The sequence below is a fragment of the Pseudomonas sp. 13B_2.1_Bac1 genome (assembly GCF_025466155.1).
In the GTDB taxonomy this organism is placed as follows: domain Bacteria; phylum Pseudomonadota; class Gammaproteobacteria; order Pseudomonadales; family Pseudomonadaceae; genus Aquipseudomonas; species Aquipseudomonas aylmerensis.
In genome coordinates this window covers 30,905-42,832 of record NZ_JANLOH010000035.1, presented here as the reverse complement: position 1 = coordinate 42,832, position 11,928 = coordinate 30,905, and the positions used below count along the sequence as shown (strand labels likewise).

Annotated in this window: 7 protein-coding genes; 6 read left to right on the top strand and 1 reads right to left on the bottom strand. The window is 62.2% G+C overall.

What is annotated here, in order from left to right; all coding sequences use genetic code 11:
* The first annotated feature begins 452 nt into the window (after positions 1–452).
* The 6 genes from NTD80_RS06985 to NTD80_RS06960 all read left to right on the top strand — a co-directional run bounded on the left by NTD80_RS06985 (position 453) and on the right by NTD80_RS06960 (position 6,873).
* A complete protein-coding gene (locus NTD80_RS06985) occupies positions 453–944 on the top strand; it encodes a CS1 type fimbrial major subunit (protein WP_262132839.1) in 492 nt (163 codons plus the stop codon).
* 109 nt (positions 945–1,053) lie between these two features.
* A complete protein-coding gene (locus NTD80_RS06980) occupies positions 1,054–3,579 on the top strand; it encodes a CS1-pili formation C-terminal domain-containing protein (RefSeq protein ID WP_262132838.1) in 2,526 nt (841 codons plus the stop codon).
* 26 nt (positions 3,580–3,605) lie between these two features.
* A complete protein-coding gene (locus NTD80_RS06975; protein WP_262132836.1) occupies positions 3,606–4,826 on the top strand; it encodes a hypothetical protein in 1,221 nt (406 codons plus the stop codon).
* A 15-nt stretch (positions 4,827–4,841) separates the two neighbouring features.
* Positions 4,842–5,582: a molecular chaperone gene (locus tag NTD80_RS06970; protein ID WP_262132924.1), complete on the top strand. Its 741-nt coding sequence runs from the start codon at positions 4,842–4,844 to the stop codon at positions 5,580–5,582.
* A 68-nt stretch (positions 5,583–5,650) separates the two neighbouring features.
* Entirely contained in the window at positions 5,651–6,112 is a 462-nt protein-coding gene (locus NTD80_RS06965; protein WP_262132834.1) for a fimbrial protein, read from the top strand.
* A 20-nt stretch (positions 6,113–6,132) separates the two neighbouring features.
* A complete protein-coding gene (locus NTD80_RS06960) occupies positions 6,133–6,873 on the top strand; it encodes a molecular chaperone (protein WP_262132833.1) in 741 nt (246 codons plus the stop codon).
* On the opposite strand, the gene NTD80_RS06955 is transcribed toward NTD80_RS06960, so the two are convergent.
* A complete protein-coding gene (locus tag NTD80_RS06955; RefSeq protein ID WP_262132832.1) occupies positions 6,863–11,884 on the bottom strand; it encodes an NEL-type E3 ubiquitin ligase domain-containing protein in 5,022 nt (1,673 codons plus the stop codon). The genes NTD80_RS06960 and NTD80_RS06955 overlap by 11 nt on opposite strands.
* Positions 11,885–11,928 lie beyond the last annotated feature (44 nt).

The window sequence follows — 11,928 nt, the reverse complement described above, 5'->3', positions numbered from 1 at the left end:
GACGAACGGTAGCGACAGGAAAACGCGGCTGCGCAAAGCGGGGAGCAGGGCCCGGACAAGGCCTCGCCGTATTAACTAATCCTCGGAGGGAAGTAGCAGTTTCATGAATAACTTATAAACTGGTTGATTGGAGTTGTTGCTCTAACCCCGGCCATCGCTAGTTGAGAGACGCTGTGTAGTTAATGTCCTACAGATGAATTTTTTATATAAGTAGTACGGTGAGCTCGAGGGTGTAATATCGGGATGACAGTTAATATTCATTATTTTGAATATTATGAGTTTTTTCTTTCTTGAAGTGTCGTGATTAATTACGTATCAACGCGAAAGTGCCGGCATCGCTAAATGGTTTTTCGAGGGATTATTTACCTGCTTCGCAAGACTTGGTTATTTGGGTTTGCGCCGCGAGAAAACAGTTCCTCAACTAAACATTGATGTATAAACAGGTACTTAACATGCTTAAAAAGACCGCTTTCCTTCTGCCACTCGTCGCCATGGCTATCGGCTCATCCAGCGTATTTGCGGCCGGCGAGGCCACCAGCGTCGTCAACATCAAGGCGACGATCCCAACCAAGCAGTTCCATGTACTGCCACGTGATCCGAACTTCGGTCGCGATGAAACCATGAACTACAACCCCGTCAGTGGTGAGCTGAGTTCGTTGCGCGCTACCTACGACCTGAAAAACACTGACGGTTCGATCAAGGCCTACATCGAAGGCGGCCCGGCTTCGTTGACCAATGGCACTTCGGCCATCGCACTGACCAACACGTTCAACGGTGTAGTGCTGACCGCGTTGCCACTGCAAGTGGCCGATGACGCCAGCACCACGCCTGGTACTCAGGCTGACCTGGTCGTGACTGCTGCCAAACCGGCGGATGGGGTCTCCGGGCTGTTCACGACCAACTACACCATCGTGTTCGATCACGAGCCACGCGTGACCCCGTAAATCCAGATAAGCACCAACTTATTTTGGGTCGCGATACCGGTCGACAGGCAGTCGCTGTCGGTCGATCGGTGTTTCCCCTATTAAAGTCCGAAATCAGAGTATTCCGTTCATGTTCCCGATGACCTCCATCGCGGCAGCGCTTGCCTTGTTGTTTTGTGCGGGCGCGTTGGCGGCAGGTACCGCCGACGGCACGACACCTCGCAGTTTGCTTTCCCAGGCCAAGGGATTGCCGGCGGACTTTGAAGAGCATTTTTTTGATGTCCCCCTGGCCGTCAGGGTTGAACTGGACCAGGAGTTTGTCTCCGAGGCGATGATCGTCCTGACCCGTGACGACCGCCTGACCCTGCTCGACTTTACCGACCATGACGGCAGCGTCATCAAGGATGAAGAACGCGATCACTGGGCTGACTACCTCAAGCAGGGCGTAGCCCTCGGCGCCTGCGCCAGCAACTGCCCCTCCGGCCTCATGGCCGTGCACTACAACCTGGAAAACTCCACGGTGTCCCTGCTGACCGAAAACGCCGAGCGTGATGCCCAGGAGCAGCGTTATTACTTCCTGCCCACCGGCGGCAGCACCGGCCTGATCGTGCGTAACCAATTGAACCTCAGTGGCGGCGAAGGCCAGGACCTCGGCGGGCGCTTCGGCATTGACGCGAGCAGCAGCCTGGGCCTGTGGAGCCAGACCCTGAACATGCAGTTCTCACGCCTTGGCGGCCCCGACGACAGTGACCTGAACCACGCCGTGTACGCGCTCTACACCCAGCGTGAACTGGAGGGCAACTTCCTGCGCCTGGGTTACTTCACGCCCAATGCCGAAGGTTTGACGCGCCAACTGCGCACCTTCGGGGCCAGTCCAGACACCGCCGTCGGCGTGATGTACGGCAGCTCCGACAGCCTGGTGATCAACAATTCCAAACCTGCGGTGTACCCGATCTACGTCACCGCCAGCCGCCAGGCATCGGTGGAGATTTACCGCAACGGCCTGTTGATCAATACCCAACCGGTCGGCAGCGGCTTGCACAGTCTCGACACACGAGCGCTGCCCGGCGGTATCTATGAAGTGGAAGTGCGCCTGGTCGAAGACGGCCAGATCACCAGTACCACCCAGGAGTTGGTGTACAAGCCCAACAACTGGCGCAACCATGATGAGCGCTGGCGCTACAACCTGTTCGCCGGCGAGGAAAGCAAACTGCTGAGCAACTTTGACGAGCAGAGCAGCGGCAGCCCGACTGCCGGTGTCTCGCTCAATTACCTGGCGCATCCGCGCGTGGTACTCGGCGTGTCCGGGCGTCAGATCAAGGACAACATGCAGTACGGTTCCTCGCTCGACTGGACCCTGGCCGATCAGGCCAGCCTGTACGCCAATGTTTACTGGACTGAAAAGTACGGCACCGGCCTCGACTTCAACGGCTTGTACAACTACGGCATGGGCAGCGTGGTGTTCAACCACACTCGCAGCTGGCTCGACACCCGCAACACCTACGAAACCCTGCCTGATGGCACGCGAATCCGCCAGCGCGACGTCTTTGTCGGCCAGACCAGCAACTCGTCGGTTTCGGTCAACCACCGCCTGAGCAACCTGCGCTCGATCAATGGCCGGCTGTTCTACAGCGAGGGCAACAACGAAGGTGTCGGCCTGGACCTGGGCTGGACCGAACGTACCCACCTGTTCGGCAACGACGCCAACTGGCGCTTGTCGGTGTTTGACCGGCCCGCCAGCTTCGCCACGGGCGAGCGGCGCAATCGCGGGGTCGACCTGAGCATCAGCCTGGCCCTCGGCGCGCCGGGCGAGCAATGGTCTGCCAGCATCGGCACGCGGACGTCCCGCGATGGCACCCGGGACAACAACGCCTCGCTGACGTACCGCAAGGACCTGCAGGACCACCTGCTGCAAAGCGTGTCCGCCACGGCAACCACCGACACCTACGGCATCGGTTTATCCGGCATGGCCAGTTTCGAAAACGAGGTGGTCAACGGTGACGGTTACCTCCAGCGCTCCTCGTTCAACAACGACCTGAGCGGCGGCCTGAACCTGGACAGCACGTTTGCCGTCGGCCAGCAAAAAATGGTGATGACCAGCCAGTACCACGGCACTGGCTCCGGGTTGATCGTGGACGTGGAGACCGACGTCGACGATATCGCCCTGCGCGCCGACGACATGAGTGGCGGCAGCACGGCCCTGCGTCCCGGTCGCAACTTCATCCCGATCACCGCCTACAAAGGCAGCTCGGTGAGTTTCGACTTCGAAGGCAACCATGCGCCGTCGGCCTCGATCCAGCCGCCGCGTACGCGCTACCACTTGAACAAGGGCGGGGTGGAATACCGCAAGATCAGCGTGATGCAAACCGTCACCGTGCTCGGCCGCCTGGTCGACCCCCAGGGCAAACCGCTCAAGGGCCTGCACGTAATCAATCACGCCACCCGTGGGGTGAGCGAGGTCGACGGCTTCTTCTCGCTGGAAATGAACGCCAGTTCACCGACCCTGGAAGTGCGCCGCAATAACCAGTTGCTCTGCCAATTCCGTCTCGATCCTTCCACGGCGCGCAGTGAAAACAATGTGCTGATGATCGGCGATTTGCGCTGCACGCCGGACACCCTGGCCGAGTCCACCGCCACTGAACAGATTGCCGGTTGAGCATGATGAGGAGAAACCCCAAGGTCATGAAAAGCTTCCTTTTGCGCACCACGGGCACGGCGATGCTGCTGTATTCCTTCGCGGCGTTGGCTGACGAGGACATTACCGCGCGCTTCAGGCCGGACCCCAGCAACCCTATGGTGAACAAGTTCGAGAACACCACGCCGATCAGTTCGATCTGCGGTTACCACATTGCAGCGCGCTGCAAGGCGATGGGGATTTTCAGCCTGCGGGATGTGAACCTCAGGATCACCAGCATTGCGCCGATCATTGCCAACCATGAGGAGGAGCGCCAGGGCTTCATGGTCAAGGTGCCGTCCGATTGGCGTGATTTGACCGTAACGCATACTGCCACCCGGGAAACCGAGATCGTTCAAGTGCGAATGGCCGGGATCGGTGGGCTCTGGACCGTGCCCAGTCCAGGTGTGTCGGCGTGGGCACAGCCTGGGATCGCCTGGACAACGATGTGGCGGTCTGCGCCTCCCCCTTGCCAAAGCACCAACCACCTTGCAGCGGGTACCCGGACGGCTTCGTACTTCTGGCTGACGCCTGAAGGTGCTGGCCCTTGCAGCCGGAAACCGTCCCAGGAGCTGCGCAGTATGAGCGTCAACACCATGGAGTACGCCTACGAACTGCGCACACCCAATCCGCTGGGCATGTCCAGTGGGCTGTACACCGGCAGCATCACCTACAGCATGGGCCCGGGCGCCGATTACGATTTTGGTGACATCATGCTGCCCTCGAAAAACGCCTTCACCCTCAACTTCACCTTGAGCGTGGAGCATGACCTGAAGATCGACGTGCCGCCCGGTGGCAATCGCGTCGAACTGCTGCCACAGGGCGGCTGGCAAGCCTGGCTGAACCAGGGCCGCAAACCCGCGCGGTTGTTCCGTGACCAGACCTTCCACATCTCCGCTTCATCGCGTTTCAAGATGCAGATGGCCTGCGAGCGCGTCATCGGCGACACCTGCGCCCTGCGCAACACCACCGATGGCCACGAAGTGCCGGTGGATGTCAGCGTCAGCCTGCCCCATGGCTTGAACCGGGAAGACGGCGGCGCCGTGATTCGTCAGCCGCTGCTATTGAGCGGCGCCGGTACCGAGCAGTTTCAGCCAGGGTTTTATGTCAACCGACGCCCCGGCACCTTGCACTTCGAGGTCCAGAAGCAATACGCCGACCAGATGGTCGAGCGCGGCGGCAGCACGTACGCGGGGCAGGTTTCGGTGATTTGGGATTCGGATCTCTAGATGAGGCTCATGACAATGAAACATGTGTTGGCGCTGTGTGCGCTGTGCTGGTTGCCGCAGTCGGTACCGGCGGCTCCGAATATCAATGTCGGGGTGTTTTATGACTATCTGGACGCCGATAAAAGTACCTACCTGAAACGGGTGTTCAACAGTGGTGACAGCACGGCCTTCATCAAGGTCGCGGTGATGGAAATCCTCTACGACAGCGACGGCGGTTCCAAGGAAGTCGAGCTCAAGAGCGATGCCCAGACCGGTGTCCGCGATGGCCTGATGGCCACGCCGTCACGCCTGATCGTGCCGGCCAATGGCGTGCAGGGCACGCGCTTGCTGTACCTCGGTGAGCGGGAAAAAGAGCGCTATTTCCGCGTGCGTTTCGTGCCGGTGATGCCGGAGCAGGGCGACGAGTTTGCCGTGTCCGAGGAGGAGCGCGACGCCTACAAGACCCGCTTGTCGGCCGGCGTCACGGTGCTGGCCGGGTTCGGCACGGTGTTTTTCGTGCGGCCCAAGGTCACGCGGTTTGCCACCCGCGTCGACGAACAACCCGTTGAGTACGGGCTGCATAACGACGGTAACAGCGTGGTGGTGGTCGATGAGTTCAAGGACTGCGCCAGCGGCGATGACCGCGATTGCCAGCCGATCACCAAGCATCACATTTTGCCGGGCCGCGCCTTCGGTTTTACCAGGCAGGCCGGGCGTACCTATCGCTTCACCCTGATCGAGGGCAGCGAGAAAAAAACCTATGAGGTCAAAGGCTGATGGTCAGTGAAATAGCCCAGGCGCGCGCCTACCGTCCGTGCAGAAGGTGCAGAGTCGTTTCGGCCGCATTGCTGCTGACAATACTTGCCTTGCTGAGTACCCAGGCCCTGGCAATTCGTGAGGAGCACGTGTTTGACGTGTCGGTGACGATTCCCACCAGCGACTTCTATGTGCTGCCGATCACTCCAGGGTTTCTGGAGCGTGAGCAGCAACTGGTCTGGGATCTGGTGCCAGGGCGACTGCGCCCATTGCGCGAGCATTTTGATGTGAAAAGTTCGGCGGGCGGCATCAACGCACGGTTGGGCGCGTTGCCGACCTTGTTCAACGGCGGGCGTACCTATATCGACTTGAACGTGACGTTCAACGGCCAGGTGTTGAGCCTCGACGACACCCTGGTGGTGCCTCAGGCCGAGGCGAGCCAGGGCAAGCGCGTGTTGCTGGATATCTCGGCGGTCGAGCCGGCGGATGGTTATACCCCAGGTGAGTACTACGGCAGCGTCGAGCTGCTTTTCGATGCGGTGCGGCCGTGATGAATATGCGAGGAATGGTTATGAAATCCCTAGGTGTACTGTTGGGCTTGTTGCTGTGTTCACTGAATGTCCAGGCCGGGCCCAGCATCAATGTGGGCGACTTCTACGATTATCTGCCTGGCGATAAAAGTACCTACCTGAAACGAATTTTCAACGGCGGCACAAAGACCGCTTTCGTCAAGGTCAACATCAGCGAAATGCTCTACAAGCCGGATGGCACCTACGATGAGGTACCGCTCGGCACCGAAGCCGACGGCAGCGTGCGCAACGGCTTGATCGCCAGCCCGGCGCGTCTGATCGTGCCGGCAGATGGCATGCAGAGCACACGTTTTGTGTTCATCGGCGAACGGGATCGCGAGCGTTACTTTCGCGTGCGCTACTTGCCGGTGGCACCCGAGAAAGACGACGGGTTTGACCTGAGCGATGAGGACCGCAAGGATTTCGAAAACTCCCTGGTGGGCGGCGTGCAAGTGATGTCGGGTTACGGCACAGTGTTTTTCGTGCGGCCTACCGGCAGCCGGTTTGATACCCGGCTCGAAAACGGTGGGCAGCGCTACACTCTGCGTAACGCCGGCAACACCGTGATCGTGGTGGATGAGTTCAAGGATTGCGCGGTGAACGACCGCACCGCCTGCGCGCCCACCACCAAGAACCATATCTTCCCCGGCCGGGTCTTCAGCTTTGAAAAACAGGCCGGGCGGATCTATCGGTTTTTCCTGGTGGAAGGCACCAGCGAGAAAATCATCGAGATCAGTGGCTAGGGCGATTGCTTAAGGTGTATGCCGCCATCAGCGCTGCGCGGGTGCGGTCACGCATCCATGCCTGGGCGATGTAGCCGAGTTCTTCCTCGCGCTTTTCGCAGGCGGCCTGGAATGCTGCCGGGTCAGCGGGGTTCAGTCCGCTCATGCCCCACTCACTGGCCAGGGCATCGACCTGTGTTTGCAGCGCTGCGGTGTCGGGCGCCTGCGGCCACTGTTCGCCCAACTCCAGCAGGTCGAACAAGCGGTTGTGTTGCGTCTTGAGCCATTGCTGCTGTTGGGCATATTGGCCGGCATATCGACGTTGCAGCCAGGCGCACCAGTGGGGGTCGAGCAGCATGCGGTTGACCAGGCCGTCGCCCTCGCCAAGCTCGAGCACCTTGGCATACGCCGCGTCGATCTGCGCGTCGCTGACCCCGGCCGTGCTGCGGTAGAGCATATGCTCGGCGATCCACGGCAAGTCCAGGCGCTCGGCGAGGGCAGTCTGGTAGGCCAGGTAGATTTCCACTTCATCCACCTGGCCGGGCACGCCGTCGATGACGTCGGTGAGAAACCGCAAGCCCTGGCCTCCTTGGGCGACCGGCGCCAGGCGCTGTTGGACGTCGGCCCGGATCACATCGTTGAGCTGCTGCAGGCGCGCACGGCCCTTGACCAGGGTGACCAGTTGCCGCTCATGGGCTTCTGGCGTCGGCGCCTGATGCTCGATCTGGTAGAGCAGCACCTCGACCCCCATTTCGTTGAAGATCTGCGTGCCGGCATCCGGGCAATTGCTGGGGAAACTGGCAATCTCGAACAGCCGTTTGCGCAGCGGGGTGTCGACGGCGGCCGCCTGCAGCAGGGTCCAGACCTGCCGGGTCAGGGTGCGGTGGTTGGCGCGGTAGCGTTGCTGATCTTCGTCTGTCTGGAACCGCTCCGGTATTTCCAAAGCCTTGATCACCTCGAACAATCCCTGGGAGCCGTGTTCGTGCTCCAGGGCATCCCAGACTTTGCGGGCGTCGTCCTGGCCTTGCGGTGACAGGTAGTCCAGCCACGGCGTGCTGTCGCCCTGGGGTTCATAGGTGCGCTCGGGGTCCAGCCCGACTGACGCGCGGTAGGCCTTGAATCGTTCACGCTGCAGGGCGTCGAGTGCGGCGCGATTGAGGTAGGTCGCGGCGACAAGCCGGGCCTCGGCACTGCCGAGGGCGACCTCGGGCACATGGGTAATGGCGGTGCCCTGCAGGTTGAGGACAAATCGCGAGGACCGGGGCACCTCGAACAGCCCATCGGGCCACTGTGCGACAGGGCTGTGGCTGAGGTCCAGGTGAACCAGGTCGCGCATGCGCCCGATATCCGGGGCCCTGTGGCTGCGGGTGTTGTTGAGTTTCAGGCGCCGCAGGTAGCGCAGGTTTTTCAGGCGGGTGACATCCACCGCCTGCAACGCCAGCGGGCACCAGGCCAGGTCGAGGTTTTCCAGGTGGCGCAGGTCGCGGATCGCTTCCGGCAGGCGGGACAGCGGGTTATCCGCCAGATACAGGCTGGACAGCTGCGGGAAGTGTTGCAGGAATTCACCATGGGCCGTGTTGAACTGACTGTGGATCAGGTTCAGCCGGGTGACATGGCTGAAGTCGGCGCGCAGCGGTGGCAGGGTCTCGGGCAGCGTTATGCCGCTCAGATCCAGGCGCGTGCCGGAGGGGCTGGTGGAGGCGCGGATCTGATCCTGCCAGCATTCAAGGAGTTTGCCGCGAATGAACAGGCGCAGCTCAAGCTCCAGGTCCGGCGGATGCTTGCCTGGCTGGCGCGACCAGTGCGCCAGGTCAGCGTCCAGGCGGTAATGCTCGACGATCAGTTGGTTGACGCGGGGGCTGAGGTGCTCGCTGCCGACTTTTTCCATAAAGGCCAGGATGTGCGCCTCGCTCTGGTGCGTAAACACGGTTTTCAAGGCGTTCAGGATCACCACCTGCTCACTCCTGACGACCAGCTTCGACGTGCGCGCAGGCGTGGGGGAGCCGAGCAGCTTGAGTGTCTCCACGTCAGCCTGGCTGCGCACGGGGGATTGGGCCAGTGCGCTGCGGCGTTCGGCCAGCGGTTCCAGGGTGGTCAGCAGCCAGTGCCGCAGGCCTTCGCCTTGGCCGGGAGAGAGCCCGACCGCCTGGCGGCTATCGGCGGGCGCGGCGTGCAACAGGGCTTCGTACAGGGTGTCGGGGCCATGCAGCTTGCGGTGTGCGCCGTCGCGGACCTCATAGCCCAGGGTGTCTTTCCTGACCAGGATGCGCCGGGTGCCGGCATTGACGGGGCCGGCCTCGCAGCGCAGCGGACCGTCGGCGGTGTGCTGGCGAATCTGCAGGTGCAGGTCGGCGAAAAAGTCGCTGTGCCGCTTCAGGGTATTGAGCAGCATGCGTTCGCTGTCGGCGGTCTGGCGCCAGGGGAAATAGAAACTTTCATAGGCGTGGCTGGTGCCGGCGGCGAAATTCAGTTCGCGCGCCAGGTTTTCCAAACGCAGCGGCAGGCGCCGGTGGTCCAGCATCAGGCCGCGCTCGGCGGCGTCCGCGCTGTCGAGCAGAACCCGTGCGACGCTGGAGTCCATCTGCGGGAAATGCTCGCGCAGCAGGCGGATGCCCGGCTCATCGGACAGCTCACGCACATGGTGGGCGTACTGGCCGATCTCGGGGGCCTGGCGGGTGACGTAGGCGGCCAACAGCTCGCGCAAGTGCTGCACTTGCCCGGCCTTGGGCACCTGGGCGCCGAGCAGCAGGCGCGCCTGGGCTTCATCGAGAAATCCCAGCACCCGCTCCGGCAACTGCCCGGACATCACCTGCGCCACACTCATCTTGAGGGTGTCCGCCGGGGCGGCGTCGAGCCTGCCATAGCGGTGGGAGTCGCCGCTCAGGCTGGGGCTGAGGAACACTTCCAGGGCCTTGTCCTGTGGCCAGCCCTCGAGTTCGGTAACGGTTTGCTCGAACCAGGCGGCAGCCGGGTCCAGCGGCATGCCCGCGCGGATCTGATCACTGGCCGACTGCGCGCTGGCGTAGGCCTCGAAGCGGTTGAGCGTGTCGGCGAGCAGCGGTGGCAGCGGCTGGTCCTGCAGATACGCGCCGCGTAGCACGTCGTCGTCGCAGCCACTGGTGAGGCGGATGCGTTCCAGTTGCTCATCGCTGAAGGCCGCGACCCTGGGCCCGAGGCGACGCATCAACGTGCGGCTGTCCCAGGTCTGCGGCTGGTCGGCTTCATGCACGACAATCCCGTTGGCCTGGCGATACAGCTGTGGCCGATACGCTTGCGGGCGGCGTGGGTGGACGATGCGCGCGTGTTGAACCCGATACTGCGCGCCTTCGTGTATCAGCCGTTGCGCGGGATCGAGTGTGCCCTGGTCGTCGACATAGGGCGCAAGGTCCGGGTTCCACAGGCGTTGACGACCGTCTGCAGTCTGCACCGGCTTGAGCCCTTCGACGAACGCCGAGAGTTTCAGGCGCAGTGGCGCGGCCAAGGTGGTACCGGCGGCGAACAGGCCGAACTGGACAACGTCCTGCGCCACCCCGAGCAGATGATCCGCCGCCTCCGCGCCTCGGCCCTGGGCCCAGTCGACCACGCCTTCGAACACCTCGTCGGTGATCTGGTAGGCGGTGTAGGCGAGCATCACTTCGCCCAACCCCGGCACGAACGGCGTGAGTACCTGCAGGGCGGCGTTGAAGAGGTCGCCAAGGATTTTCCCCAGGTTGTCCCACCAGGCCTGGCGCGCCAGGGTATCGGCGCGAAGGGTGGAAACGGCGATGTCCTGGGCGTCGTTGAGCACCTTGTTCAGGTGCACGCGGTAGCGGTAGTGCCACAGGTCATCTGCGCCGCCGTTGCTGGCGCGGTTGGGGTGGTCTGCTGCGATGGGCTGCACATGAAATTGCAGGTGGGGGTTGTCCAGCGGGGTGTCTTGCCAGGTGGGCTGGCTGTCGGTGGGCGCTTTGATGCGCCACTGCACCCGGCTCAGGCGGGTGTTGAGGTTGGCGAAAAAAAAGCCGCGCTGGTCATGGTCGACAAACCGGCTGAAGAACACCTGGTAGTGCTCGGCATCCCGCAACTGGCGGGTCACTTGCGTCATGAAGGCCATCGGCGTCGGGTATTGCTTGAGCGGGTGCTCGGGGTCGTCCGGCACATAAGCGATCACCCGCGCTGCCGAGGGCGGCGTCGCGCAGAACAGCAGGATGCCGGTGAGCCGGCTGTTCATCATGTCCAGGGTATGGGCGGCCAGGGTCTGGCCGTCGAGGCGCAGTGTCGAGTTTGCATGGATCAGACCCAGTACGGCGGTGCAGGCATCCTCGGCAATATCGCCCTTGACCAGCGCCAGGTGGGCGGCGGCTTTCAACCCGGCTTTGTGCTGGTCGATCACTTGCCGGCGCAGGTCGCGGGCGACCGTGGGGGTGTAGACCCCCATGACGATCTTCAGGTGCTCGCGGTAGTGGCGGCCGATGTCCAGGCCACGACACAGTTGCTTGAAGCGCTCGGCAGTGAGGACGGTGCCATTGGCCTTGTGCTTGAACGTCAAGCTGCGTTGCTGGCCACGGGCATCGGCGGCGGACAGGAAGGCATAGTCGACGAAACGTTCTGAGGCGGCAAAGTTGTGCAGCGCTGCGTCCAGCAGGGACACCGTGCGGCTGGTCACGGCTTGCTTGAAGTCATGCACCCACCAGGCGCTGCTGGCTTTGACATACACGCGCAGGAAGGTGTTTCTCACATCGATCGGGCCGTAGTCCGCCAGGGCGCTGCCCAGCACCCGCTCGGCGTAGGCATACACGTCATTGAGCTTCTGCAGGCGCTGGTCAAGGGTGTTGAGGGTGTGCCAGTGGTCGGCAATCGCCTGCTTGAGGCCGGTGTGCTGGTCTGGCGTGGCGCGGGGGTATGGCGCCGGATCCTTGAGCCCGACGGCGCGCAAAGCGTGCAGGCGGGCCAGGGAGGTGCTTTTGAACCAGGGCGGCAAGGCATGCTTGAGCAGCGGGTAGTGCCGACCTTGAAACGCGGTAGTGAACGGGACAGGGGAAATGACGACCATGCAACAGATCCTGAAAAGAGCCATGAAAGCGCTTCAGTCTATTG